The sequence below is a fragment of the Paenibacillus sp. ClWae2A genome (assembly GCF_032452295.1).
In the GTDB taxonomy this organism is placed as follows: domain Bacteria; phylum Bacillota; class Bacilli; order Paenibacillales; family Paenibacillaceae; genus Paenibacillus.
Genome location: NZ_JAULSQ010000005.1, coordinates 323,722 through 350,239, shown reverse-complemented (window position 1 = coordinate 350,239; position 26,518 = coordinate 323,722). Strand labels below are relative to the sequence as shown.

General features: G+C 44.5%; 25 protein-coding genes, 16 tRNA genes, 1 rRNA gene and 1 pseudogene. 37 read left to right on the top strand and 6 right to left on the bottom strand.

The features are described 5' to 3' along the window. The 18 genes from QVE09_RS18390 to QVE09_RS18305 form a co-directional block, all read left to right on the top strand. Positions 1-110 (top strand): 23S ribosomal RNA (locus tag QVE09_RS18390); the annotation flags it as partial. Positions 111-176: 66 nt separating this feature from the next. Further along, a tRNA-Asn gene (locus QVE09_RS18385) sits at positions 177-252 on the top strand. Positions 253-255: 3 nt separating this feature from the next. After that, positions 256-347 (top strand) — tRNA-Ser (locus QVE09_RS18380). A gap of 9 nt (positions 348-356) precedes the next feature. After that, positions 357-428: transfer RNA gene (locus QVE09_RS18375), tRNA-Glu, on the top strand. Between the two features lie 67 nt (positions 429-495). Continuing rightward, positions 496-571: transfer RNA gene (locus QVE09_RS18370), tRNA-Val, on the top strand. An 18-nt stretch (positions 572-589) separates the two neighbouring features. Next, positions 590-663, top strand: a tRNA-Met gene (locus QVE09_RS18365). 27 nt (positions 664-690) lie between these two features. Continuing rightward, a tRNA-Asp gene (locus QVE09_RS18360) sits at positions 691-768 on the top strand. 95 nt (positions 769-863) lie between these two features. After that, positions 864-939: transfer RNA gene (locus QVE09_RS18355), tRNA-Phe, on the top strand. A 20-nt stretch (positions 940-959) separates the two neighbouring features. Then, positions 960-1,035, top strand: a tRNA-Thr gene (locus QVE09_RS18350). Between the two features lie 9 nt (positions 1,036-1,044). Then, positions 1,045-1,130, top strand: a tRNA-Tyr gene (locus QVE09_RS18345). Between the two features lie 6 nt (positions 1,131-1,136). Further along, a tRNA-Trp gene (locus QVE09_RS18340) sits at positions 1,137-1,210 on the top strand. A 30-nt stretch (positions 1,211-1,240) separates the two neighbouring features. Next, a tRNA-His gene (locus tag QVE09_RS18335) sits at positions 1,241-1,313 on the top strand. A 22-nt stretch (positions 1,314-1,335) separates the two neighbouring features. Then, positions 1,336-1,410, top strand: a tRNA-Gln gene (locus tag QVE09_RS18330). Positions 1,411-1,414: 4 nt separating this feature from the next. Further along, positions 1,415-1,489: transfer RNA gene (locus QVE09_RS18325), tRNA-Gly, on the top strand. Between the two features lie 6 nt (positions 1,490-1,495). Then, positions 1,496-1,569 (top strand) — tRNA-Cys (locus QVE09_RS18320). A 6-nt stretch (positions 1,570-1,575) separates the two neighbouring features. Next, a tRNA-Leu gene (locus tag QVE09_RS18315) sits at positions 1,576-1,654 on the top strand. A 183-nt stretch (positions 1,655-1,837) separates the two neighbouring features. Next, a complete protein-coding gene (locus QVE09_RS18310) occupies positions 1,838-2,764 on the top strand; it encodes a class I SAM-dependent methyltransferase (protein ID WP_315937911.1) in 927 nt (308 codons plus the stop codon). A 304-nt stretch (positions 2,765-3,068) separates the two neighbouring features. After that, a tRNA-Asn gene (locus QVE09_RS18305) sits at positions 3,069-3,144 on the top strand. Between the two features lie 55 nt (positions 3,145-3,199). Here QVE09_RS18305 and QVE09_RS18300 read toward each other — a convergent pair. Then, positions 3,200-5,593: a helix-turn-helix domain-containing protein gene (locus QVE09_RS18300; protein WP_315937910.1), complete on the bottom strand. Its 2,394-nt coding sequence runs from the start codon at positions 5,591-5,593 to the stop codon at positions 3,200-3,202. Between the two features lie 557 nt (positions 5,594-6,150). On the opposite strand from QVE09_RS18300, the gene QVE09_RS18295 reads away from it, so the two are divergent. The 12 genes from QVE09_RS18295 to QVE09_RS18240 all read left to right on the top strand — a co-directional run bounded on the left by QVE09_RS18295 (position 6,151) and on the right by QVE09_RS18240 (position 16,881). Then, positions 6,151-6,459: a LiaF transmembrane domain-containing protein gene (locus tag QVE09_RS18295; RefSeq protein ID WP_017692311.1), complete on the top strand. Its 309-nt coding sequence runs from the start codon at positions 6,151-6,153 to the stop codon at positions 6,457-6,459. A gap of 35 nt (positions 6,460-6,494) precedes the next feature. Beyond that, positions 6,495-7,166 carry a PspA/IM30 family protein gene (locus QVE09_RS18290; RefSeq protein ID WP_017692312.1) on the top strand — a complete coding sequence of 224 codons (672 nt, stop codon included), beginning with the start codon at positions 6,495-6,497 and terminating at the stop codon, positions 7,164-7,166. A gap of 4 nt (positions 7,167-7,170) precedes the next feature. Continuing rightward, on the top strand, positions 7,171-7,404 hold the full coding sequence (locus QVE09_RS18285; protein WP_017692313.1) for a PspC domain-containing protein: 234 nt from the start codon (positions 7,171-7,173) through the stop codon (positions 7,402-7,404). A gap of 17 nt (positions 7,405-7,421) precedes the next feature. Beyond that, complete coding sequence (locus QVE09_RS18280) at positions 7,422-7,931, top strand: PspC domain-containing protein (protein ID WP_315937909.1); 510 nt, start codon at positions 7,422-7,424, stop codon at positions 7,929-7,931. 1 nt (position 7,932) lies between these two features. After that, positions 7,933-8,640, top strand: a complete 708-nt coding sequence (locus QVE09_RS18275; RefSeq protein WP_017692315.1) for a PspA/IM30 family protein — start codon at positions 7,933-7,935, stop codon at positions 8,638-8,640. A gap of 150 nt (positions 8,641-8,790) precedes the next feature. Beyond that, a complete protein-coding gene (gene liaF / locus QVE09_RS18270) occupies positions 8,791-9,438 on the top strand; it encodes a cell wall-active antibiotics response protein LiaF (RefSeq protein WP_315937908.1) in 648 nt (215 codons plus the stop codon). 31 nt (positions 9,439-9,469) lie between these two features. Further along, positions 9,470-10,585, top strand: coding sequence for a sensor histidine kinase (locus QVE09_RS18265; protein ID WP_315937907.1), 1,116 nt, complete (start codon positions 9,470-9,472; stop codon positions 10,583-10,585). Then, on the top strand, positions 10,527-11,195 hold the full coding sequence (locus QVE09_RS18260; protein WP_091020933.1) for a response regulator transcription factor: 669 nt from the start codon (positions 10,527-10,529) through the stop codon (positions 11,193-11,195). Before QVE09_RS18265 ends, QVE09_RS18260 begins: the two co-directional genes overlap by 59 nt. A gap of 453 nt (positions 11,196-11,648) precedes the next feature. Further along, positions 11,649-12,398: a YwmB family TATA-box binding protein gene (locus tag QVE09_RS18255; protein WP_315937906.1), complete on the top strand. Its 750-nt coding sequence runs from the start codon at positions 11,649-11,651 to the stop codon at positions 12,396-12,398. A gap of 215 nt (positions 12,399-12,613) precedes the next feature. After that, positions 12,614-14,164 (top strand): glucose-6-phosphate dehydrogenase, encoded by a 1,551-nt coding sequence (gene zwf / locus QVE09_RS18250; RefSeq protein ID WP_315937905.1) that lies wholly within the window; start codon positions 12,614-12,616, stop codon positions 14,162-14,164. A gap of 380 nt (positions 14,165-14,544) precedes the next feature. Further along, a complete protein-coding gene (locus QVE09_RS18245) occupies positions 14,545-14,943 on the top strand; it encodes a DoxX family protein (RefSeq protein ID WP_315937926.1) in 399 nt (132 codons plus the stop codon). A 354-nt stretch (positions 14,944-15,297) separates the two neighbouring features. Next, positions 15,298-16,881: a peptide chain release factor 3 gene (locus QVE09_RS18240; RefSeq protein ID WP_074096423.1), complete on the top strand. Its 1,584-nt coding sequence runs from the start codon at positions 15,298-15,300 to the stop codon at positions 16,879-16,881. A gap of 227 nt (positions 16,882-17,108) precedes the next feature. On the opposite strand, the gene sspI is transcribed toward QVE09_RS18240, so the two are convergent. Beyond that, positions 17,109-17,342, bottom strand: coding sequence for a small acid-soluble spore protein SspI (gene sspI / locus QVE09_RS18235; protein WP_036673259.1), 234 nt, complete (start codon positions 17,340-17,342; stop codon positions 17,109-17,111). 128 nt (positions 17,343-17,470) lie between these two features. Here sspI and QVE09_RS18230 point away from each other — a divergent pair, with 128 nt between their 5' ends. The 7 genes and pseudogenes from QVE09_RS18230 (at position 17,471) to QVE09_RS18200 (ending at position 23,468) form a co-directional block, all read left to right on the top strand. Then, on the top strand, positions 17,471-18,172 hold the full coding sequence (locus QVE09_RS18230; RefSeq protein WP_315937925.1) for a potassium channel family protein: 702 nt from the start codon (positions 17,471-17,473) through the stop codon (positions 18,170-18,172). 26 nt (positions 18,173-18,198) lie between these two features. Beyond that, positions 18,199-18,993, top strand: a complete 795-nt coding sequence (locus QVE09_RS18225; RefSeq protein ID WP_315937904.1) for a TrmH family RNA methyltransferase — start codon at positions 18,199-18,201, stop codon at positions 18,991-18,993. Between the two features lie 214 nt (positions 18,994-19,207). Then, positions 19,208-19,723, top strand: coding sequence for an SMI1/KNR4 family protein (locus QVE09_RS18220; RefSeq protein WP_315937903.1), 516 nt, complete (start codon positions 19,208-19,210; stop codon positions 19,721-19,723). A 303-nt stretch (positions 19,724-20,026) separates the two neighbouring features. Then, positions 20,027-20,785: an SDR family NAD(P)-dependent oxidoreductase gene (locus QVE09_RS18215; protein WP_315937924.1), complete on the top strand. Its 759-nt coding sequence runs from the start codon at positions 20,027-20,029 to the stop codon at positions 20,783-20,785. A gap of 278 nt (positions 20,786-21,063) precedes the next feature. After that, positions 21,064-21,958 (top strand): annotated as a pseudogene (locus QVE09_RS18210) (NADP-dependent oxidoreductase). A gap of 61 nt (positions 21,959-22,019) precedes the next feature. After that, the gene (locus tag QVE09_RS18205; protein WP_315937902.1) at positions 22,020-22,598 is read left to right on the top strand and encodes a TetR/AcrR family transcriptional regulator; all 579 of its coding nucleotides are present in this window, start codon (positions 22,020-22,022) and stop codon (positions 22,596-22,598) included. An 87-nt stretch (positions 22,599-22,685) separates the two neighbouring features. Beyond that, the gene (locus tag QVE09_RS18200; RefSeq protein ID WP_315937901.1) at positions 22,686-23,468 is read left to right on the top strand and encodes an SDR family NAD(P)-dependent oxidoreductase; all 783 of its coding nucleotides are present in this window, start codon (positions 22,686-22,688) and stop codon (positions 23,466-23,468) included. Between the two features lie 4 nt (positions 23,469-23,472). Here the strand turns inward: QVE09_RS18200 and QVE09_RS18195 are convergent, their stop codons facing one another. The 4 genes from QVE09_RS18195 to QVE09_RS18180 form a co-directional block, all read right to left on the bottom strand. Next, positions 23,473-23,874: a class I SAM-dependent methyltransferase gene (locus tag QVE09_RS18195; RefSeq protein WP_315937900.1), complete on the bottom strand. Its 402-nt coding sequence runs from the start codon at positions 23,872-23,874 to the stop codon at positions 23,473-23,475. A gap of 210 nt (positions 23,875-24,084) precedes the next feature. After that, on the bottom strand, positions 24,085-25,077 hold the full coding sequence (locus QVE09_RS18190; RefSeq protein WP_483874298.1) for a sensor histidine kinase: 993 nt from the start codon (positions 25,075-25,077) through the stop codon (positions 24,085-24,087). A gap of 100 nt (positions 25,078-25,177) precedes the next feature. Next, entirely contained in the window at positions 25,178-25,858 is a 681-nt protein-coding gene (locus QVE09_RS18185; protein WP_315937899.1) for a response regulator, read from the bottom strand. A gap of 89 nt (positions 25,859-25,947) precedes the next feature. Further along, positions 25,948-26,514: a class I SAM-dependent methyltransferase gene (locus QVE09_RS18180; protein WP_315937898.1), complete on the bottom strand. Its 567-nt coding sequence runs from the start codon at positions 26,512-26,514 to the stop codon at positions 25,948-25,950. Between the last annotated feature and the right edge of the window lie 4 nt (positions 26,515-26,518).

The following is a 26,518-nucleotide window of genomic DNA, read 5'->3' as shown; positions in this document are numbered from 1 at the left end:
GATTTCCCAGTATGTAAGACCCCTTGAAGACGACGAGGTAGATAGGCTGGGGGTGGAAGTGCAGCAATGCATGGAGCTGACCAGTACTAATCGGTCGAGGGCTTATCCAATAGCAAGTTCTAAATCGCATGTTTCGTTTCGAATCTAGTTTTCAGAGAACGATCTCTGAAGCATATTCCCTGATAGCTCAGTTGGTAGAGCACTCGACTGTTAATCGAGTTGTCACAGGTTCGAGCCCTGTTCGGGGAGCCATATGGAGAGGTGTCCGAGCTGGCCGAAGGAGCACGATTGGAAATCGTGTAGGCGTCACAAGCGTCTCGAGGGTTCGAATCCCTCTCTCTCCGCCATAATAATAAGGCCCGTTGGTCAAGGGGTTAAGACACCTCCCTTTCACGGAGGTAACAGGGGTTCGAATCCCCTACGGGTCATATTAACTTCAAAAAAAGAAGTTGATTTTTACAACAAGATTATGATATGATCATAAATGTGTTGTTCGGAGGCTTAGCTCAGCTGGGAGAGCATCTGCCTTACAAGCAGAGGGTCGGGGGTTCGATCCCCTCAGCCTCCACCATATAATTTTTTATAACGACGCGGGGTGGAGCAGCCCGGTAGCTCGTCGGGCTCATAACCCGAAGGCCGCAGGTTCAAATCCTGCCCCCGCAATTAAACTTTCCTTTGAGAAAGTACTATGGAACCGTGGTGTAGTTGGCCTAACATGCCTGCCTGTCACGCAGGAGATCGCGGGTTCGAATCCCGTCGGTTCCGCCATTTAATCTTTACATGAGGCAAACTGTTCACTACATCTGCTGTATGGCACTGATGCCCTATATAAAGTGTAAGGAATTAAAATTAGACTTTATTATGGCTCGGTAGCTCAGTCGGTAGAGCAGAGGACTGAAAATCCTCGTGTCGGCGGTTCGATTCCGTCCCGAGCCACCATTTTCAAAACAATTTAATATGCCGGTGTAGCTCAACTGGTAGAGCAACTGACTTGTAATCAGTAGGTTGGGGGTTCAAGTCCTCTCGCCGGCACCATGTAATCCTGGAGGATTAGCGAAGTGGCCAAACGCATCAGACTGTAAATCTGCTCCCGTACGGGTTCGGTGGTTCGAATCCATCATCCTCCACCAGTTTTTAGGGGCATAGTTTAAAGGTAGAACAACGGTCTCCAAAACCGTTGGTGTGGGTTCAATTCCTGCTGCCCCTGCCAATTAACTTTTAAGAAACTAACTTTTTTGTGGCGATCGTGGCGAAGTGGTTAACGCACCGGTTTGTGGATCCGGCATTCGGGGGTTCAATTCCCCTCGATCGCCCCTTTGTTTTTTCATTTTTTATTGGGGATTAGCCAAGCGGTAAGGCAACGGACTTTGACTCCGTCATGCATAGGTTCAAATCCTATATCCCCAGCCATTATGCGGACGTGGCTCAGCGGTAGAGCATCGCCTTGCCAAGGCGAGGGTCGCGGGTTCGATTCCCGTCGTCCGCTCCAAATTATGGCGCCATAGCCAAGTGGTAAGGCACAGCTCTGCAAAAGCTTTATCCCCAGTTCGAATCTGGGTGGCGCCTCCAGCATATGCCGGCGTGGCGGAATGGCAGACGCGCTCGACTCAAAATCGAGTGGGAAACCGTGGAGGTTCGAGTCCTCTCGCCGGTATATTAAATAACCCTGCAAGTTGCTTATGCAATTTGTGGGGTTATTTTTATTTTATGTGAAACGATTTATGTGCAGTAAGAAAATCTAGAGTAAGAGAAGATGGAAGTTAATAAAGATTGACGTATGATTATATTCAGTATATTGTAGATAAGTGAAGTCTTTAATGTAGAGGAGTGAAGTAGAGTGACTAATGGAATAAATGTATCGGATACCGATCTGTTATTTGATCTTTCTGTATGGGAAGAGGCATGGAAGAATCGTCCGAGAAGTTCAAAATATAAGATGAAAAGCGCCCCCTTTAATACAGAAGAAGCATTTGAGCGGTGGGCAAGAGATTATCATGCACAGTCGTTCACTGAAGAAGGAAAGCAGCGTTCTGAACGCATTATGGGCTGGATTGAAAATCAGGGTGTGGAATTCGCAGGGTTATCCATTTTGGACATTGGAGCGGCCTCAGGCATATTTACTATTCCTTTTGCAGAAAAGGGGGCTTGTGTAACCGCAGTTGAACCTTCTGAGTTGCTTGTATCCCTTATGAAAGAGACGATACCTTCATCTTTGGAATCCAATATCGAAATCGTAAACGAACGATATGAAGAAATCTCCATTGAGGATAAGGGTTGGGAGAAGAAATATGACTTTGCATTTGCATCCATGTGTCCGGCGATGTCGGATTGGGAAACGATTGAGCAGGCGATTAACTGTGCCCGGAAGTATGTTTATATAAGTACTATGGCGGGCCAGAGGGAACACACACTAATGGATGAACTTAAGGATGTACTGGGTGTAACTTCTTCATACAAAGCCGGTGATATGGGGTATATCCAACAGTTGCTGTATTTGAAGGGTTATTCATACACCATGATCATTACGAGAGAAGTTAACTCATTGGAAGTACCGATGGAAGAGATTATCGAGAAGCTGCCAGAATGGCTTAATACGTATGAGTTACCATCGGATGAAGATTCTCTCAGACTGGCTGAGAAGTACATTCGGGATACGTACAGGGATAGTACGGTGACCTTCTCACGTGGAGCAAGGTTTGGTAAAATTTTAATTCAACTTGAACAGCCAAATATGAAAACAGTTCGCACTAAGGATAAGCGATAATTCGGGTAAGCTTGGCACGTGTACTGATAATCAGGAATTGAGACGGAGACAATGTAGTCTGACGTCTAAGATGACACTAGGAAGCATCACACTGCCAAGCAAGAAGATGCACGTGTGAAACATATGAAGTTAAGATTGCAGAAGTGAAGTTGTAAGTGGAGGGAGCAGGTTATGTGCTCCCTCTTTTTTGAAGCCACTAATTCATCGACTGCTTTGAACCAGACCCTCGTTTATTCAGAGATATTCGAGACAACGAAAAACAAAACACATACCTCGTTTTCAGAGAATGATCTCTGAAGCATATTCCCTGATATTTCAGTTGGTAGAGCACTCGACGGTTAATCGAGTTGTCACAGGTCTTAGCCCTATTCGGGGAGCCATATGGAGGGGATCCAAGCTGGCCGAAGGAGTACGACTTACAATCGTGCTCCTTTTCTAATTTCTGTTCGACACTTCTGGTTTCTGCTTACGCTCCCGATACTGGCCGGGGGTGATTCCTTCCCATTTACGGAATGATCGGATAAAATTTTGCGGATTGTTGTACCGAAGTCGTGCTGCGATATCTTTAACGGTTAGATCACTTTCGTCCAGCCATTTTTTAGCGATGTTAAATCGGTACTTGGTCAGATATTCACTAAATGCACAGCCGGTCTCTTTGCGGAAAACACTACTTAAGTAGTTGGCATTGTAGTGAAGCTTCAAGGCACATTCCTCAAGCGTCAGATCTTTATCATAATCTTGATGAATCATGGCAATCATCCTCTCTGATATATGCTGATACTGGGCATACTGTCTTGATTTAAAAACCAGGATGATGGGCAAGATGACCTGATGGTTAAACCATTCCTCAACTTCAGCGGCGTACTGCAAACCATGAAGTTCATGAAACATCGATCCACGACCTTGGGAGATCTGTCCGAGTCGTATGCCGGATTCCTGAGTCATTTGCAAAATATGCGTCAGCAGCTTCATAAGAGCCACCTGATATTCCTCTGGTGTACACTCCATACCAAAGATCACTTCAAGCAGCTGTTGCAGAAGAACAGAGGCCTGGACTTCGTCCGCACTTTGAATAGCTTGAATCAGCGAATATTCCAATGATTCCGGGTAGGTCATGGACCAAGTGGGAGCGTAATGATCTGTGTTCTCATATTGAAAAATAATGCCTGTTCCCAGCTTCATCCGATGCCTCAATGCTTCCATTGCTTCTGTATAAGCTTGAGGGATGTGGTATAGAGAGCTGTGTGGCTGGCTGAAACCTATACTGACTTGAAGAGTTAGAATCTCATCCATCTGTTGTTGTAACTGGTCTGTTAATACATATAGTTGCTGTGAAAAAATAAAATGATCCTGTTCAACGGTGCCAATCACCGTGACTACCGTATGTTCCAGCACAATGGGAAGCAATTGCTGGTTATGCACAACTGTTTCCTCCAATATATTCTGAATAGCGAATAATAAGAGGTCACGGTCATTAGCACTATATTTTGTATGATTAACAAGATCGGCCTGTAGTGTAATAACAGCAATTTGTTGCCATTCCCGAACCTGATGCGTGTAGCCATATTCATTCAGGGTGTTATGAAGAGTATGAACAGGGCTCTTGCCCTGAAACAGATTCATCATAAAATGAGTGCGAATCTGCAACAGATGCATATTAAGTGTGTTCTCTAATTGGGAGCGAGAGGCAGATAATTGTGAGACCCCAGCTCTAATCTGCTCGAACTCATCAGAAAATGGTGGTGATTGCTGAGCTACGGTATTTCCTTCTTTGGACAGGTGGTTGTCACCAAGTTGAGTTAAAAGTTTACGAATCGGGACATGCATTCGCTTGGAGCCGAGCCATGCGAGTAATAATGAAAGTAAAAGTAAGAAGATACTGATATACAAGGTGTGCAATCCGATATCGATATATTCTTGTGTCAGAATATTGGTAGGTGAGATTAGAACATAAGTCCATCCTTTTAAGGTAGAAGGGCTATACGTCAGAGAATAATGTGTATCGGCGATCTTAACTTCCCGTTTTTCAAAGCCTGTTGAAAATGTGATGGGTGATAGTTTGATTATATTGGCTTCCGTATCCCGATCCTGTATTCCAATGGCAGACAACGGTTGTCCAATGTATACAGGATCGGGATGGACCAAGATACGTTGTTCCCGATTCAAAATGATCAGTCCTGAGGCAGCATTGCCTAAGGAGGCTTCTCCTAGTGTGTTTTGCAAAGAGCATGCAGGGATTCCCGCAATCAGGGCAGCATCGGAAGACGTATTCAGATTCGGAATAGATCTCGCAAGGGCAATATGATAAATACAGCCTGTACCGGGTGAACGCTCATCATTGCTGAACACCGATGAAGGGGAGAGTTGCCATCCAGAAGTTAACGTATCCGATATCAATTCCTTCATGGGAAGAGCCAATGGAAAATCCGTATTACGATATAATCCGGCATGATCAATAAGCCAATTCTGAGATTGATTCACCAGGGTAATATCCAGCAAAGGTTCCCATGACCTCATATTCTGAAATTCGCTCTGTAGTTTGTCGGCAAGTAAAGGTCCTTTCCCTTGTAGTGATGAAGAAGAAGCAGACAGGGAACGGAGGGTTACTGGAGAGCGAACGGCCTGATCAAGCATATAACTGACTGTAGCGAGTTTGTGCTCTACGTTGGATTGCATTTGTTCCAGCAACTGTCTGTTGGCCTGCGTACGATGCAGCTCAGTTTGGTTTGATGAATAGATAAATGCGGCAATTCCCGTTAACAAAATGGGCAGGGTGCTTAACAGGATTCCGAAGATAATCATTTTATGGAGATAGCTGATTGGTCGCACAGTTTCAGTTCCACTCCTGACATTAGTAATAGTAACACTTCCTATTTTAGTAAACGCTTACATATAGAACAATCTAAAATTTGTTTATTTGGATAAAAAAGTAATTTAGTAAGAGGGTTTAGGAGCAGAGATAAGGGATTACTGACAGATAATCTTGCAGAAAATGCTAGAGAAACGGCTTGGACTAACTATCCTGAACGGAATCATGAGAAACGAAATAGCAGTGTGAACGTAAATAGAGACATGGACACCATCTCTCTACAGGTCGATATCGGCTAAATGGTAGCCTGAATACGGGTAATAGAAGGTATCTTGGAGTGCTATTCAGCTTAGGTGGAACGTTGGTCTTATATAGGGACAGTCAAAGGTCCAACTAGATCCCCGACCTGAGTCTAGGATGAAAAACCGTCCACGGTCTGTTTTGAAAAGTCGCGGAATCCCCTAGAATAAGGACATAAGGTTAAACAAGAAACACGGAAACAAAAAAACAAGAAACAAACGAACAAATGACTCAACACATTAAAACGAACGAATGGAAAGGGCGGTGAACAACAATTATGAGATTGAATAAGGGAAATGGATGGGCGATTGTATTGATTGCGCTGGGTGCACTACTCCTCTTCGGAAAGTTAACTCCACTTCTTGGACACTTAATGGGTTATCTGATTCCGGTACTGATGATTGCACTGGGATACTACGGGGTTAAACGAGGGAATGTGATGCTTGGCTGGATTGTTCTCATCATCGGTATTATCTCACTGATGGGTAAACTGGCATGGTTGATCGGACCGATCATCGCGATCGGGTTAATCATCTTTGGTATCTCAATGCTAAGCAATAACCGCAGTCGTCGTGGTCGGTACTAAGCTTTCACGATTATGAAAAGGAGGGACAGAACATAATGAGTGTATTTCGTCGAATGCGGGATATTACCGTAGCCAATCTGAACGAACATTTGGAGCAAAGTCAGGACCCAGTCAAACTGATTGATCAGTTCCTGGTCTCGACCCGCCAAGACATCGGTGAAGCCGAGAAACTTCGTCATCAATATGCAAGCCATACCAGACAAATGAAACAACAAGCCGATCAGGCAGCAGGTATGGTGAACAAACGGGAAGAACAGGCTTCCATGGCTCTGAAAGCAGGGGAAGAACATCTCGCTAAGCTGGCCTTGCAGGAGAAAATCCTCCACGAGGAAAAAATGGAACAGTACAATGAATTGTATGCACAAAGTTATGCGGCATTACAGGAGTTGGATGAACAGATCGACCAGCTGAAGGTTGAATATCAGAATGTATACAGCAAACGCCAATATTACTACGCTCGTATGCAGACGATTCAGTTACAGCAACGTATGAACCAGAGAGGCAATCACAACGGTCAGAATGTACCCCGTATGTTTAACCGACTGGATGATCAAGTCTCTGATCTCGAATATGAAGCACAAAGTCTCCGCGATATCCGGCGGATGAATCAAGATGGTTCAGGAGTGACTGGCAGCATGTCATCCTCTACGCTGGATAAGGAACTGGAACGCTTAAGACAGAAATTGAACAATGACAGAAAGGAGTAGTCACATGAGTAAATTATACCGCTCGGCGCGTAATCGAATGCTAACAGGTTTGATCGGTGGCATTTCTGAAAATCTCGGATTGAGTACCACGCTGCTACGTATCATCTTCTTCATCAGTATTTTCGCTACGGGAGGTACATCATTGTTGATCTACTTCATCGCTGCGTTGGTGGTACCCAAGGAATCCAATCACGTTGATCCATATGCTTATGATTCCAACGTAAGAGGATACAAGTAAACGAAAGGAGCAAGCACATGAGCAAATTATACCGCTCAACGCGTGACCGGATGTTAACCGGCTTGTGCGGCGGAATTTCCGAAACCATCGGAATGGATTCCACCCTGCTGCGTATCATCTTTGTTATCAGTATCTTCGTAACTGGCGGCACGTCGTTGTTAATATACTTTATTGCAGCACTGGTGGTACCAAAAGAACCGTATCCGCCTTATGATCCATATGGCTACGGTCCGGGCCCAGGCCCTGGTCCTGGCAGAGGATACGACAACTATGATCATCAGCCACCAAGAGGTCCTTTTCAAAATAATCACAACCAGCAAGGTCCTGGTAACTTCGGTCCCGGCCCTGGATTCAACGGCAGACCTCAATCTGGTCCCCGTTCTTATGACAACAACGCCTACGGAGCAGGAGCACCACAAGAAAGTGAACTTGATTCCATGATGAAAGATATCGAGAAAAAAGCACTGAAAAAAGAAGTTGAAGAGCTTCGCCAAAAATTATCTCGTTACGAGAAGGGAGAAAAGTAAAATGGGAGTATTTAAACGGATTAAGGATATGACGAAAGCATCGGTAAATGATATGTTGGATAAAGTAGAGGACCCGATTGTAATGTTGAACCAGTACTTGCGTGATATGGAGGCTGAGATTCATGAGGCAGAGGTAACTGTTGCCAAACAAATGGCAAATGAGCGTCGCATGAAACAACGTTTGGATGAAGCGGAGCGTACTTCGGTACAACGTGAGTCCCAAGCAGAAGCTGCTCTGTCTAACGGTCAGGAAGAAGTGGCACGCAAATTGTTGGAAGAGAAAATCTACTTTGATCAAAAAATTACGGAGTACAGCGAACTGCATGCACAGTCCGAAGCACAAGCAAAAGATCTGTTGCAACAGTTGCATGATATGAAAGATGAGTTCTACAAAATGCGTAACAAACGTAATGAACTCGTATCCCGTGCACAAATGGCAAAAGCCAAAAAACAAATGTCTTCCATCAACAGCTTGCATTCGATAGAAAGTGGCGGCGCATCACTTGGATTCCACCGCATGGAAGAGAAAATCATGCAGCTTGAAGCTGAAGCTGACGTAGCTCGTGCACCTTATCGCAACACATCATCCACGTATACGAATCCTGTAGATGTGGAAAAACAGTTCAAAGTGGATCAGCAATTACAAGCCCTCAAAAACAAAATGGGCAATGGTTCCAAGAATGAAGCGAACGGAACTTCAAAAGAATAACTGTTCGCTTAGTGGACAATATGATATTCTATAAATCGTGTATAATGTACGGTTGGTAGAACAAAAGTTAAGCCATACAGGACTTCATTGCCTGGTATGGCTTTTCCGTTGAATAAAGAGAGATTAACTTACAGAGGAGGTGCGGCGGGGATGAATCAAAAGAGTAAATGGCTTGCAGTTGTCATTATGATTATTGGCACAATGATGTTATTGAATGACAATATTAACTTCCTGACCGCTGCCGCACTTATTCTGTTAACGGTTGGAATGCTTCAAGTTCGCAATGGGGATACCCGCAAAGGTCATCGGTATCTTGGCATTGGTGCGGCACTGTTATTGCTGGATAATTTAATGATTGTATTTTTGATTGTACTTGCTTCTTTAGCTTACTTTTATTCAAAAAACAAAAAGATTCATCTGGACGAAGGCGTTATGAAGAAACAGAATTTTATGGCTCGTTACTACTGGGATCAATCATCCTGGACGTTACGTAGTATGAGTCTGTGGCATGCCATAGGTGAGGTTAACGCCGATCTATCTCTTTCGATTCCGGAGGAGAAACAAACGATTGTGCTGCTGCAAGGAGTTATGGGTAATGTTCGCCTTACACTACCAGAAGATTATGGTGTGGAGATTGAAGCATCGGTTCTTTTCGGCCGGATTAATCTTCTTGGAGAACAAGATAGCGGCATGATGAACAAATTAGTATGGAGAACGCCTGGATATGAATCCAGTGAATATAAAGCAAAATTTGTCATTTCTTATATTGTTGGCGACCTAAACATCAGTAATCCGTAGTAAAATAGATGAAGAGAAGGAGGAGACCCCGATGAAGACAAAACGACATACCGACATGGTAACCCGAAGTATGGGTGAAGGGATCCTCCTGGTTTTCATTGTGCTCGCTGTTATTTTGTATGTATTGTATACATATGGTTATCTTGCTCCGTTTGCAGGCTGGCGGCATCTGATTCAGTCGGGTCTGGCTCTATTGCTGCTTCTGATTGGGATCGGTGCGGTCTTTGGGTTCTATCAGAGTTACCGGGTTAAACGCCGGCTTGAACTGCTGCGGGAAACACTTCTACTGTGGGAGAAGGGCTCTCTATCACGCACTGTACCTGATCTGGGCGATGATGATGTGGGCCGTTTAAGTGAGCAACTCGGACGAATCGGCAAAAAGTGGGAAGATCAGATATCTTCGCTCCAGCGATTGTCTACTCATAATGCACAGCTTGCTGAACAAGCCAGAATTACGGCTATTGTGGAAGAGCGGCAACGTTTGGCACGGGAACTGCATGATGCGGTATCGCAGCAATTGTTCGCGATATCCATGACAGCAACAGCCGTTGGACGGAAGATGGAGAAGGATTTTGAACGTGCTCAGAGGCAGGTGGCTTTGATTGAGGAAATGGCTTCGGTAGCTCAGTCCGAGATGCGTGCGTTACTGTTACATCTGCGGCCAGTCTATCTGGAGGGTAAACATCTCGAACAAGGTCTGCGTGATCTGGTGATGGAATTGAAAACAAAAGTACCCATGGACATTGTGCTCGAAATGGACGAAGACATTGATCTGATCAAAGGCATCGAGAATCATCTGTTTCGAATCGTTCAGGAGGCTATGTCCAATACGTTACGGCATGCAAAAGCGGATAAAATGGAGATACGGATCCAGCGCCGTACTGATGCGATCCGGGTATTGATTCGTGATGATGGGCAAGGCTTCGATCTGGATGAGAATAAACAAGCTTCCTACGGTCTGGCTAACATGCGTGAACGTGTTACGGAGATTGGTGGAGCCATACAATTTGTAACAGCGCCTGGTAAGGGAACGCGGATTGAGATTACGATACCTTTGATGAACGATGAAAGCGAGGAAGAACATGTCAATGGAACCGGAAGTCGAAACGGAGACGGAAACGTCGATCAAAGTATTGCTCGTGGATGATCATGAGATGGTACGTATTGGTCTTGCAGCGGTACTGGATACCGAAGATGGAATTGAAGTTGTTGGTGAAGCAGGTAGTGGAGAGGAAGGCATTCGGCTCGCACAGGAATATAAACCTGATGTTGTTCTGATGGACCTGGTTATGGAAGGAATGGACGGCATTGAGGCTACTCGTCAGGTACTTAAAATGTATCCGGAGTGCAAAGTCATCGTATTGACCAGTTACCTGGATGATGAAAAAATGTATCCTGTCATTGAAGCAGGCGCATTCAGTTATCTGTTGAAAACATCAAGAGCCAATGAAGTGGCAGATGCGATTCGCGCAGCAGCTCGCGGGCAATCCGTTCTGGAGTCACAGGTGGCTTCGAAGATGATGAATCGCTTCCGGCAGCCACAGGCAGCAGCTCCTTTGCATGATGAATTGACGGATCGGGAAATGGATGTACTTCGGTTGCTGGCTAAAGGCAAATCGAATCAGGACATCGCTGATGATCTGATCATCGGCATTAAGACAGTCAAATTCCATGTTACAAACCTACTGGCAAAATTGGGCGTAGACGACCGTACACAGGCCGCGATCTATGCTTATAAGAATGGACTTGCAGAGTAAATAGGATCATATGCAATAACATCATTAAGCCAAAGAACCGTACATTAATGTGCGGAAGTTATAGATAAGAGATGATTTATATAAATTGAATTAAAGATTTACACAAAACGGAGAGGACAGAAAGAACCTGAAGAAGCGAAGCTAAAAGCTTTCTGAAAGAAAGCTACTTCGGAAGCATACACTTCGCCTTTATCCTCAGATTTTCACCTTAAAAAAGGGAATTAAAAAAATCTGGGGATAACAGCGATCGGAAGGTTGTTCTGTCAGCGGAGTGCGAGTGTAAATATTGATTAGTTCAATTTATCTAGAAAAGGATGAATGGAAAGCTCTGATCTGCCATGAATGTGGCGGGTGGGGCTTTTTTTGCTATGTGCAGAAGAAGTATAGCTAATGTGGGAAAGGGGCATGCTGTTGATAGATTCATAGAATGCAAGAAAGAAGCGGGGGATTCGAATGTTAAATCGTTGGATGACAGCAGGTATATTGGCAATGGCTATCATTATTCTTATTGGTGTGACACAGGTATACGCAGAGAAAAACGAACTCAAAGCAGCCCAACTGGAACAGTTAATCTATACTGCTGACAGCGTTATTGATAATGTGGATCGTCTGGTTATTAAATGGCAAGGAGAAGGCCGGGGAGATGCTGAGGCACAAGCAGCATTACTGGCCAGTCACTTGGGTCTGGAACAACCAGTACGGGTACGCCAGACGGGCCATGATGTGTACCGCAGTGAGCTGGTTGTAGGTACAGCTAATGGTGGCGTAGGTATGTTGGTCAATGTCGTCGCGACAGGAGATAACGGCTACTACGCCATCGTACAAATTTCAGGGGATGCACACACGGATCGGAAGACTTTAATGACAGTACATGAACAGGTGGATCAACTGCTTGTAGACTCAGGGATGAAGGCAACCTGGAATATGTCTGTGCAAGGTACGGCAGCTACTACTATTGAAGGTGATGCGAGTCTGCAGTTGGCACTGATCGAGAAAGACCTGTCCAAAAATGTGGATATCGCCTCCGTTGAACGTTATACGGATGTAGCCAGCGCAAGTGTCTCTTATGAGGCGGCTGAGCTGCCCTTGTCAATCAAGAGTGGCTCGCACATGCTGAATATGCAACTCGCAGTTCACCAGATTGGTGAACAAGGGAACAATCGAATCACTGTAGGTTTCCCGGTGATTACGATTGAATATTAAGGGATGAATTTTTCATGAATTGGGACCCAATATTGAGAATCTTTATCAGAAAAATGAGTTAGAAATAGTGCATCCGTTCAGTTGATATGCTAAAATGGCATCACATCCAAGAAGGAACTTGCTGGTAATTGACAGTTGTATGTCATGCATATATAACACCATTACATAGCTCGGGGAGAGCGTGAAGGTTATCTTCCCGGAAGAAAGAGGAGCCCATGGTTGAAAAACAATTGCAAGATGAAGTACAGACACCAGGCGCAGTATTTTTCATTTTTGGAGCAACGGGTGATTTGGCCCGCCGGAAGCTGTTTCCGGCAATCTACAGTCTTTACCGTGAAGGCAAGCTTGCCGAAGACTTTGCGGTTATTGGCGTAGCACGTCGTCCGAGGTCCCCAGAAGAATTCCGGGAAGACATCTATGAATCCATTAAAGAGTTCTGCCGCTATCCAGCGGGGGAAGCTGATGAGTGGAACGCTTTTGTCGATCATTTTGAATACAAAGCACTGGATATCAATAATGTGGAAGGATTCAAAGAGCTGCGTGCGCAAACGGAGCATCTGGAATCGAAGTTTAACACGCCGGGGAACCGGCTGTTCTATCTGGCACTGGCACCTGAGCTGTTTGGCAGTGTCTCGTACAGTTTGCGGGACGGCGGTATGCTGGAAAGTCAGGGTTGGAACCGTTTGGTGATCGAAAAACCATTTGGTTATGATCTGCAATCCGCCGAACATCTGAATGAGCAGATTCGTGAGGTATTCCGTGAAGAGGAAATCTATCGGATTGATCATTATCTGGGCAAGGAAATGGTGCAAAATATTGAAGTGATTCGGTTCGGAAATGCTTTTTTCGAACCGCTCTGGAACAACAAACATATTGCCAACGTTCAGATTACGCTGGGTGAGACGGTAGGCGTGGAAGAACGTGGTGGTTATTATGATCACTCCGGTGCACTGCGTGACATGGGGCAGAATCATATGCTTCAGATGCTGACGATGATTGCGATGGAACCGCCGAGTCGCCTATTCCCGGAGGACATTCGGGATGAGAAGGTGAAGGTATTGCGCTCATTGCGGGCCTTTACTTCGGATGAGGAAGTAAGGAACAACGTTGTGCGGGGACAGTATTCCGAAGGGGAATACCGTGGCAAGCAACTTCCGGGGTATCGCCAGGAAGACAAGGTTGATCCGCAGTCGAATACGGAAACTTATTTTGCAGCACGTGTATTCGTGGATAATTTCCGCTGGGCGGGTGTTCCATTCTACATTCGGACAGGCAAGCGTCTTCCGGTGAAAACAACCGAGATCGTAGTTGAGTTCAAGTCGATGCCAAACAACGTGTACCTTGGGAAAAAGTATAAATTGGAACCGAATCTGCTAGTCATTCGGGTGAATCCGATGGAAGGCATATATATCAAAATCAATGCCAAGAAACCAGGCTCGGATTCCGAGATTCAGCCACTCGCAATGGATTTCTGTCAGAGCTGCATGATTGGAATTAACTCGCCTGAAGCGTACGAACGTCTGCTGCACGACGCCGCAGAGGGGGATTCTACGTACTTTACCCGTTGGGATGAAGTGGCAACAGCCTGGTCTTTTGTGGATCGGATCGCAGCAGCCTGGGGACAGAATCAGGGAGAGCTTCATACGTACCCTGCTGGAACATGGGGGCCAGAAGCGACAGATAAGCTGCTGGAGCAGGACGGATTCCACTGGTGGCCGGTGAATGGTCAGGACGAGGACAGCGTGATCTGGCAAGTGAATGGTTAGGGTAGGGTAAGGTAAGGGCATTAACAACAGTATTAACAACATACACAACATGACTGAGCCTGGGGAAATCGCAAATTTTGCGGTGTACCCAGGCTTTTTAGCGGGGAAAAGGTAGGTATCCATCATAAGGAAATAAGTAATTTAAATTAAGTTGTTGACAAAAAGTAAGTATGTAACTTATACTCAACACATGAGTTAAAGAGTTACGCAAATGACAAACTTCATCCGGGCAAACGTTTCGGATAAGTTATCATTCATGAGATAAAATGTAAACCAGTTGAAGGGGTTTGCGTCACAGAGAATCATGAAAAAAAATATGCATAATATCTTTAATCTGAGAATACTATTTTGTATATATTGAATGGAGGAAAAAGAAAATGATGTTGGATGTAGGGTTGTTGTTGATTCGTTTGGTGATTGGATTGTCGTTCATGGCGCACGGGGCTCAAAAGCTGTTTGGTTGGTTCGGAGGTTACGGGATCAAGGGTACAGGCGGCTGGTTTGAGTCGATGGGCATGAAGCCCGGTGCATTGGTGGCGGTGCTGGCTGGACTCGCGGAATTCGGTGGCGGATTGCTGTTGGCTCTGGGTCTGCTTACACCAGTAGGTGGCATTCTGATTGCATTGACAATGGTCATTGCGATTGTGAAAGTCCATGGTGCGAACGGATACTGGTCCACCCAGAATGGATTCGAATATAATCTCGCGATTCTGGTGATTGGTGTGGCGCTGGCCCTGACAGGTGGCGGACAATACGCGCTGGATGCATTGATTTTCTAAACCCGATAAATAAAAATGAATGAGGAGTGCCTGGATGCCATGGAAATGGCTGAAGGGTGCTTTTTTTTGCAAGTGAAAAGAGAAGAATCTGCTGTAGTAATCGGTTATTTTCGGTACAGATTATGGTACAATAGGAGAGTTGGGTTAAGAAGCAGTTCATGGTATGCATGAAAGCACAGATTTGAGGAGGATGAACTCCATTGTAAATGTGTAAAATTAATCTAGTGTGTAAATACCTAGTATGGAAAAATGACCAGTGTACAATCAACCGGCCTCGCCGGATTGCATAAAGATTGAATGATGGACCGGCCATGCCGGATTAACGTGAATGAACGGACGAAAGGGATTAAACCTATGAGCAAAGCTGCAAATGATATTCTTCAACAGGAAGTGGACAAACGGCGGACGTTTGCCATTATCTCTCACCCGGATGCGGGTAAAACCACATTAACTGAGAAACTGTTGCTGTTCGGGGGCGCGATTCGCCTTGCGGGAACGGTAAAAGCTCGGAAAGCCAGCAAACACGCAACAAGTGACTGGATGGAAATTGAGAAACAACGGGGGATCTCGGTTACCTCTTCCGTAATGCAATTTGATTATCTGGATCATCGCGTCAACATTCTGGATACACCGGGTCACCAGGACTTCAGTGAAGATACGTATCGTACACTGACGGCTGCCGATAGCGCGGTGATGTTGATTGACGTGGCAAAAGGTGTCGAGGCACAAACGATCAAGTTGTTCCAGGTATGTGCGAAGCGTGGCATTCCAATCTTTACGTTTATCAACAAACTCGACCGTGAGGGTAAAAGCCCATTTGACCTGATGGAAGAACTTGAAAATGTACTGGGTATTCGTTCGGTTCCAATGAACTGGCCTATTGGTACAGGTCGCGAGCTGTGCGGTGTCTATGACCGGATGAAAAATCAGGTGGAGTTGTTCCAAGGGGACGATCACTCGACGATTAAAGTACAAAAGGTAGATGGCTACAAAGATCCGATTATCCGTGAGATGGCAGGAGAATACCTGCATGATCAATTGTGTCAGGATCTGGAGTTGCTGGATATTGCGGGCGACCAATTCGACATGGAGAAAGTTCAACGCGGCGAATTGACACCTATTTTCTTCGGTAGTGCGATCAACAATTTCGGCGTACAGACCTTCTTGGAGAATTTCCTGGAACTGGCACCGAAGCCTGAACCACGTCGCAGTACGGCAGGAGAGATTCAGCCAACGAATGAGAAATTCAGCGGTTATGTGTTCAAGATTCAGGCAAACATGAACCCGGCACACCGGGATCGTATTGCGTTCCTGCGTATTGTGTCAGGCAAGTTCCAACGTGGAATGAGTGTGAAGCATACTCGTGTGGGCAAAGAAATCAAGCTGTCACAGCCACAGCAATTCCTGGCACAAGACCGGGATATTGTCGAAGAGGCATATGCTGGCGATATTATCGGTTTGTTCGATCCGGGTATCTTCCGGATTGGCGATTCACTGAGCCAAGGCAGCGAGATTGTCTTTGAGGAGTTGCCAACGTTCTCACCAGAGATTTTCGCCAAAGTTACCGTGAAAAATGCATTGAAACATAAACAGTACCAAAAAGGAATTGATCAGTTGACGGAGGAAGGAACCATTCAGGTGTTCCAGACAGCAAGTTTCGACGAGACAATCCTCGGTGTAATTGGTCAACTTCAGTTCGAGGTATTTGAATACCGGATGAAAGGTGAGTATGGGGTAGACGTGCAATTGCAGCGCATGCCTTATCAGTTCGCTCGCTGGATCGTGGACGAGAATCTGGACCCAAGCAAATTCCGGATTAACTCTGCGCTTGTAAAAGATAAAAAAGGGAATTATGTAGTGCTCTTCGAAAATGAGTACGCAATGAGAACGGCTATGGATAAAAATCCTACAGCTCAATTCCTGGAGACTGCGCCTTAAATAAGGCCGACGTATTCCTCTGGAATCATTGAAGGGTTAGTTAAACGTGACAAGCTCATGTGTTGAGATAGAGCTTGTTAAAAATAAGATCCCTCCGCCCATTGGCGGAGGGATCTATTGCTATACACCTTACTTAGAGGCGGGTATGATCCAGCCGAATAAGGGAAAGCTTTCTTTTGCAGACAGAACAAACGTAATGATGGTTACCTTACCCTCCAATGCTTCGATTAGCGAAGCGGTTGAACGGGAATGGTGTGCAGATGCTCCTGCGCGATTTGAATCAGTTCTTCCTGCTTGGCAGGTTCTGTGTTCTTCCAGATCATCTCGAAAATGGCGCCAAGTCCAGGTAATGCAGCTTCCGGTCCATCTACTGAACCTTCAATCATCTCCCGGAGCTGATCATCACTCTTGTCATGAACTTTATGAACAATCGCTTCACGCAGGCTTAATGTAATGGGCATCGCAATTCCCTCCTCGTATATTCGGCTGCTCTTATACTGTTCCCTGGGAAGCGCGAGCGCATTCAAGTTTATCAGGCTTTGTGGTATACTACGAAGGATTATTTACGTTAGCATGGGTATCCGTAATGATGCGTCATGCTGAAGTGCAGCGGGAGGTTAAGACCCTAATGGCCAAGAAACAGTATGCCGTAATTGGCATGGGACGGTTCGGATCAAGTGTTGCCAATGCACTGAGTGGCATGGGATTTGACGTGCTGGCAATTGATGCGGACGAGCAGCGGACTCAGGAAATGTCCAATGTGGTGACCCATGCGGTATCGGCAGATTCAACAGATGAAGAAGCGCTGCGTGCGCTGGGCATACGGAATTTCGACGTTGTCGTTGTGGCAATTGGTGAAGATATACAGGCGAGTATTCTGACAACCTTGATATTGAAAGATATGGGTGTACCGGTGCTGATCGTAAAAGCTCAAAATGAGCTTCATGGTAAGGTGTTGCAGAAGATTGGGGCGGATAAAGTCATCTATCCTGAGCGGGATATGGGACTGCGCGTAGCTCATCATCTGACCTCGCCTAATATACTGGATTACATTGAGTTATCTGAGGATTACAGCATTTTGGAGATGAGAGCCTCCGAGCAAATGATCGGTAAGAATCTGATGGAATTAAACATCCGTGCTCGTTTTGGGTGCAACGTGATGGCGATTCGCAGTGGAAATTCGATGAACATTTCGCCGTATGCGGATGACCGGATTGAAGCTGGAGATGTGCTGATTATTGTGGGTCACAAGGATCATTTGACGAAAATGGAGCTTGCGTATCCGAAGTGATGGATGCAGATGGGAAGGATGGAAAGATGGATATTGTATCACCGCAAAATACACGTGTAAAAGAATGGGCGCAGTTGCTGGAGAAAAAGCATCGTACGCGTCAACATAAATATATCATTGAGGGCATTCATCTGGTCCAGGAAGCATTGCGGGCCGGAGCGGATCTGGAGTGTATTGTGTACGACGGAGAGCAAGGCGTACCTAGCGAACTGGCCGGGCTTGAGAACCCGTTACAGCGTGTGGAGTGGGTCAGTGTATCTCCTGCGGTTATCGCCAAATGTACGGATACGATGACACCACAGCCTGTATTCGCAATTGTGCGTAAAGGCAGTGAGCCACTGGAAAGCCTGATCGCAGGAGCGCGTGGGTTTGTTGTTGTGTTGGATGGAGTTCAAGACCCGGGTAATGTGGGGACAATCATCCGTAGTGCGGACGCAGCTGGAGCAGCGGGGGTTGTACTTGGCGCTGGCTGTGCTGATGTATATAACCCGAAGACGATTCGCTCGACGATGGGGTCATTGTTTCATCTGCCCATTGTGGAGGGCCAGTTGGAATCCTTGCTTCCCGAAGCGAAGGCCGCGGGCGTGAAGCTGGTAAGTACTTCTTTGCAGGCACAGCATTCATGTTATAGTTATGATTTTACGCAGTCAGTATGGCTTGTCATTGGTAACGAAGGCAAAGGCATCTCGGATGCTACGGCACGTTTGGTGGATGATTCGATTAAGATCCCGATGCAGGGACAGGCAGAGTCGCTCAACGCGGCAATGGCGGCAACGATTCTGTTATTTGAGGCGATGAGACAGCGGATGTTTAACAAATAAAAAATTCCTGTCCAATTTTATTTTTAACGTCCCTAACTAAAATTAACTGTCCCCAAACCACCAAAGACTGGAACCTGGTTGACGATTGTCCCAACCATTTCTCCAGTCTTTTTCTCGTCCATTAAACCACCACAGCAGGGATTTCCCATCCAAATCCCGAATAGGTGTTATAGTTTCTATCTCTTAAGCTGATGGGCAGGTGTTCATTTTGGAAATGAATAATGGAAAAGGAAACACTCTCTTTAGGGAATTTATGACTTGGGCTGGGGAAAAGGGCTGGGACATAATGAGTAAATCCGGTTCACAGCTACATTTAAACAGCAGCATTACTTCAAGATATAAAGGACTTCCAGATGAATATTTAGAATTTCTAAATGTAGTTGAAAAATGCGTTGCACCGGATGAGCAAACCTGGTTTATTTGTGAGGCTGAGTTCAACAACAATAGCACGGAGACCGCATTCCAATGGAATGAATTTGAAATGCTTAGTTTGGAGGCAGCAGAGGGTGATTCTATTTGGCAGTCAGAGATAACGGCTTGGTGGGATCATCACTTGCCGATCGTAATGTCTGTGGAAGATGGATATTCCTTCTATGCCATTGACTTAACAACGGACAGTGGAGCTATTGTCCGTGGATGTGAGCCTGAATTTGAAGAGGTTGAAAAGGTATCCGAGTCGTTTGGAGAATTTCTGGCATGGATGATGTCGAATTCAGATTATCGTAGCTAGGAAAGGTTGATGGTTATACTTGTGGCCAGTGGCCTGACATTAGATTATTCAATGAAAGAACTTATAAAACGATATAGGAATTCTTAATTTATGATATAAAAAATGGCTTATATAGCGTGATTTTAGTCTTATTTAAGTGTGTTTCAAGCATATTCTCTAAATAAGAATAATTCTTTACTGTTCGTTCTAGAAATGATATGCTAACAGCAAGTTAGATCTAACTACTTTTTTTTGCACAATATAGAACGATCGTTCTCGAAACTGAAATTACACTAATCTAAAGAATATGAGGGAGAGAATATGATGAAATACACAGTGATTACAGGAGCAAGTTCAGGAATTGGATATGAAACAGCATTGGCATTTGCAGCACGGGGCAAAAACTTGATTTTGGTAGCTAGAAGATTGGATAAGCTTGAAGAGCTTAAATCGACTATTCAGGGTATCGATCCTAAAGTAAATGTTATCGTTCACACAAGCGACCTGTCTGTTACCGCAGAGGCATATGCACTGTACAACAATTTGAAGGAATATGAAATCGAGACTTGGATCAACAATGCAGGGCTTGGAGAAGGCTCGTTCATTGCTGAACAGAATTTGGGTAAAGTGGAGACGATGCTGCGTGTTAACATCGAATCTTTGACCATTCTATCTACACTGTATGTGCGAGATTATGCGAATGTGGAAGGCACTCAATTGATTAACGTCTCATCCGCACTTGGATATGCCATCGCTGTAGGCAGTGTAGCTTATTCAGCATCGAAATACTACGTTAGTGCCTTCACAGAAGGTCTTGCCAAAGAACTGGAACTGAAAGGTGCAAAACTGAAAGCGAAGGTACTTGCACCAGCGATTACGGAAACAGAGTTTGTACAAAAATCTATAGATGCTGAAGGATTTGATTACAAAGCGAATATGTCCAAATATCACACTGCTAAAGAAATGGCGGGCTTCATGATCGATCTGTATGATCGCAACGATGTGGTCGTAGGAATTGTAGACCAGAACTATGATTTCCAGCTGACAGGCGCAATCTACCCGGTGATTTCAGAATTGAGTTAATACAGCAGAATCCAGAGGATACATTTACAAAATCTCAAATAAGAAGAGGAGTTTCAGCCAATCCGGATTTGGTGGAACGACTTCAACAAGGTGCGCCACTGAATGAAGCAGACCCAACAACATTCTTTGGTTTGGGAAGTAAGGGCTACACGGATTATCCTACGTTGGAAGAATTAAAGCCACAAGAGGGGCAACACTAGCACAAGCAAGTAAGGTGGCGTACAACTGAACATTGTGCGCCATGTTCCTAGTCTATAAGCAAAGGAAGCGGATAAATGATGAAAGCAACTCAAATTCAGAAATACTCCAAAAAAATCCAAGTGGAAATCAATAATATTGAGACACCTCAGGTTCAGAGCCATGAGGTCCTCGTCAGAGTAAAAGCTGCGGGTGTAAATCCGCTGGATATCTTGAATATGAATGGCAGTGTTCGGATGATTGCCGACTATAAGTTACCTCTAACTTTAGGGAATGAATTATCGGGTGTCATTGAAGCCGTCGGTGATGATGTTTTGAATTTTAAAAAGGGGGATTCGGTTTATACCAGGTTGCCACTGAATAAAATTGGTGCTTTTGCTGAATATGCGGCTGTACATGAGGATGCCTTATCCATTATGCCTGAAAATCTGTCTTTTATCGAAGCTGCGGCGGTACCCCTTACTGCCCTGACCGCGTATCAAGCATTGCATGATGTACTCCGAGCGGAATCAAATAAAAAGTTGTTTATACCTGGCGGAACTGGTGGATTCGGTGCGATGGCCATCCCGATAGCCAAGTCCATGGGATTAACGGTTATTACAAGTGGTAGTGAGAGGGGCAGCGGATGAGATCAAAGCTGAATTGAGTATTTTGAAACCACAGGGCAAATTAGTTTCTTTGAAGGCGGGACCCAATTATCGCTTTGCAGTGGACAGTCAATTCCCGTTGTGGAAAAGAGCATTGTTTGGTCTTGTAGGTGCACGCCTGGATTCGTTAGCACGTAAGAATCAAAATGAATATCGTTTTTTATTTGTACACTCCAGTGGGATTCAATTGCAAGAAATCACAGCTCTTGTAGAAAAAGAAGACATTAAACCTTCGATCGATTCTACGTATACGTTTGATGACATTGAAAAGGCATTGATTAAAGTATCAACGGGTCACTCCCAAGGCAAAGTCATTGTTACCTTTTAAAGGCTCGTTAAGATGATGCTCATGCTGTTCAATGTTCGTATTCTGAACAGGAGGGAAGCCAATGGCGAGAAGCAAAGAGTTCGAAGAGTCTGTTGTACTGGATAAAGCGATGAGACTTTTTTGGGAACAAGGATATGAGAAAACTTCTATGACGGATCTGGTTAATCATATGGGAATTCATCGTAAAAGCTTGTATGACACATTTGGCGACAAACATACCTTGTTTCTAAAGTCAGTAGATCTGTATGATCACAAAATCAGCTCCGCCCTTGCAGCAGGCGTAAAGCGTTCCAAAACGGCAACTGAAGCACTTCAGTTTATATTTTCTTCTTTAATTCATGGAGAGGGACCTCCAGTATCAGGCTGCTTCATTGTCAATTCGACGGTAGAATTGGCGGCACGCGATGACGACATGAACAACCGATCGACGGAGATGTTTGCAAATACGGAGAAACTAATCAAGGACATTATTATGTGGGGCCAGCAAGAAGGTGAATTCACAACGGAGTACAACGCCGAGGTATTGGCGGAATATCTGCTTAATGTAGGCGTTGGGTTAAGGGTGATGGCCAAGACTTCGACGACCAAGGAAAAACTGCTTCGTATAGCAACGCTATCTATGGATCTCATACGAAGGTAGTCTATTTTTTCACATTAAAAGAATGTTCGTTCTAATATGGGTGTTCCAGATGAAACATATGTTATAGAAAGAGAGGCAGGTAACGATATGAGAAAGACAGTTCTAATCACAGGGGTCTCTGGTGGGATCGGTAAAGAGTTAGCAGATCGATTTGCCAGAGGTGGACATCATATTGTGCTGGTGGCACGAAGCAAGGGTAAAATACAGGATCTAGTTCAGGAGTATCAGAAAAAGTATGGCATTCAGGCAACGGTTATTGCCAAAGATGTAGCAGCACCTGGGGTACCACAGGAGATTTACAATGAGCTGAAGGAAAAGGGGATTGTTGTTGACTATCTTGTAAACAATGCGGGCTTCGGTCTGTTCGGGACGTTTATGGAAACGGATATGGAGCAAGAAGTTAATATGATTGACGTGAATATCAAGGCTTTAACCATCATGACAAAGCTATTCTTGCCGGATATGATCCAACGTGGGCACGGCGGTGTGATGAATGTGGCTTCGTTGGTAGGTTTTTTCCCAGGACCGATGATGTCGGTATATTATGCAACAAAGGCATATGTGCTATCATTCACCGAGGCTTTGGAGAATGAAGTAAGCGGAACTGGCGTTACGGTAACGGCACTGTGCCCAGGCCTGACATCTACCGGATTTGTTGATCGATCGGGTATGGGTGTCTCGAAGATGTTGCAGGGCCCGATTATGGAAGCCGGGCAGGTGGCCGAAGAAGGGTATCGAGGTTTCTTACGTGGCAAGACGTTAATTATGCCTGGTGCTCGAAACCGATTCATCGCGTTTATGCCGCGGTTGTTGCCGCGTAAGATGATGACTCGCATGATTAGATCCTCACAGGACAAGACAGGACATTAAACATTTATAGAGTGTGTCCTTCATCTTGTCTTTTACGACAAACATACACAAAAACAGGAGGGAAACTAAAGGGCACAAATTGAATTTTCTCCATCTCAAATAACTCAGCTAATTGTTTCCTCATATGAAGGGAGTACTGGTATAAAACTAACGTGCCTCCAGGTCGGAGCGCTGTATGGATCTGTGACAGGATGTTTTGTCTCATTTCTCTGGAGAAATTAAAAAAGGGCAGTCCGCAAATGATGCTATCCAACTGATGCACATGTTCTTGATTGATCCTTTTCAATAGATAGGATGAATTGGAATGGAACATGAATTCAGGATATGTTTTCTTTAGATTATTCCTCATTTTGGGGTCTCTTTCAAATAAAAACACGGTTGCAGATTCCGGTAAATTTGCCCTCAAGAGACGTGTGACGGCCCCTGTTCCCGGCCCCAGTCAGCAATGGTTCTAACCTCATTCCATCGTACAGACCGAACGATTTTACGGGCTAAAAATTTGGAACTGGGCAGGACACTACCTACTCGTTTGGGATTCCTCAGAAATCCTTGCAGGAAAAGAAATGTTTCGGGTGTTTTCATCGCGGTATCCTCCATGGTTGAATTCATTGATGGTTCACTTGATGTTGGAAGGCAAGTTTAACTCGAATGTAAATACGTTATGCGTATGTTGAAGCGTCAAGGTACCTTGATGTAGCTCTGCAATATTTTTTGCTATCGAAAGACCCAAACCTGACCCCGTTTGAATGCCTTCGCTGCTTCTTGAATAATCCACCTTATAAAAACGATCAAACAGTTTGTCTTTTTGCTCCATTGTGAGCGGCGCACTTTGATTTTCGACTTGAATGGTAATGTGCTCATGGTGCATACTCATACGAATGTGAATCACACCAGGTTTAAAGGAATACTTCAGAGCATTGATGAGAAGATTATCGATAGCCCGAGCAATCTTATCACTATCCACGCAGGCCATAATGGGAGCATTACCGATTTCTTTCTCGATATGGATACCATTCTCCTGAGCTAAAGGTTCAAATTCAAACAACAACTGGTCTAATAGCTGATATAGGTCAACCTTTTTCAAATCCAATTGGGCATCTACTGAGGTTAGACGTGTGTATTCAAATAAATCATCGAGCAGCTTTTTCAGATGCGTTGCTTTGTTATAGGTGTTCTGAATGAAGCGGTCATACTCTGCTTTGTCTTGAAAGGATTCTGTTCTAAGAAGCTCAATATACCCGATGATGCTGGTAAGTGGTGTGCGCAGGTCATGAGAGATACCCGTAATCATGTCCATCTTGGATTTCTCCAGCTCACGCTCTTTGATGATCTGCAGCTGCAACTGTTCAGTCATATGATTAATGTTGGAAGCGACTCGCCCAAGTTCATCTTGTCGATTAACGGGCACCCGGTAATTCAGATTTCCTTCGGATATGATTTGAAGCCCTTGTTCTAATGTAATGAGATCTCTCACAATTTTTCGTGTGGAAAACAAAAAAATTAACGTGAAAATTACGATGAAGATTGGTGTTAAAACGTAAGGAAAGATATAGAGAAGCGAAGGCCAATTAAATCTTTCACTAATTTTTGCAGCAGCTATGATCAACATATTATTTACACCCACAGAGCCAACAAACGAAATCAATAAACTGATCAACATTTGATATAGGATGTTAATCTGTATCTTTTTTTTAAACTGTGGTAATCGTTTAATCAATTTTATATCCCACTCCCCATACCGTTTTAATGTAATGAGGTTCCCGCGGGTTTACTTCCAATTTCTCTCGCAGATTACGAATATGGACCATCACCGTGTTGTCCGAATACCCGTAAGGTTCCTTCCATACGGTTTCGTAAATTTTCTCAGAGCTAAATACTTGTCCAGGATGGCTGGAAAGCAGCACCAGAATGGAAAACTCCAGTGGTGTAAGCGAAATTTCATTTTCTTTGAGCTTCACGGAATGTTTATTTGTATCAATGACAAGGTCCTTGATCAGGATAAGTGAATTGAATTCGGCTTTGCCAATCAGTGTTTGCCGTCGTAACTGAGCTTTAACGCGAGCTAGCAATTCTAGCGGATTAAACGGTTTGACCATGTAATCATCAGCCCCGGTAGTCAGACCAGTGATTTTATCAATGTCTTCTTCCTTGGCGGATAACATAATAATGGGAGTGGTTGATACTTCTCTTATTTTGAAGCAGGCTTTGATTCCGTCCATGATGGGCATCATGACATCCAGTATTACGAGTTGGACCGATGTTGTTTTGATAATATTTAGCGCTTCTTCACCATTGGCTGCTTCAATGACCTGATATCCTTCGTTACGTAAATAGACGTGAATGACATCACGGATATCGGGTTCATCATCAACAACGAGAACGGTATTCATAATTCAACACTCCTTTTATGACCTGTTTTAAATAAAGTTATATTTCTTATAAAGAGGATAATATCAGTGTAAACGATAGCCCAGGCTGTTTAAATTGTTTCCTTTTTGCGACAGACATAAACGAACGCAGGTGGGATATTCAAAGGCACTAATTCTATTTTTTCGATGATAAAATGCTCGGATAATGTGTTTTTCATTTGAAGTGAATATTGAAAGGCGATGAATAACCCTCCAGGCTTGAGTGCCTTATAAATCTGGTTTACCAACGTATTTCTTAATTCAGGCTCAAAGTTGAAGAAAGGCAACCCGCTAAAAATGTAATCCAGTTGCTGAACGCCCTCTTGATTCATACATTCCACTAATCGAGCGGCATCTGGATAACAGGAGAATTCCGGGTATGCGGTTTGCAGATTATTCCTCATCGTTTCGTTCATCTCAAACAACAACACTTTCGTTGAACCCTGCACCTCTTGTTGAATATAACGAGTGATAGCACCTGTACCTGATCCGAGTTCGGCAACTGCTTTTGTCTCTATCCAAGATGCTTGATTCACCATGTTATTGGCGAGAAATCGGGAACTTGGTATGATGCTGCCGACATGTTTAGGGCTTTGAAGAAAGCTTTTCAGAAATAAAATGGGTTCATTAGAATTCATATTT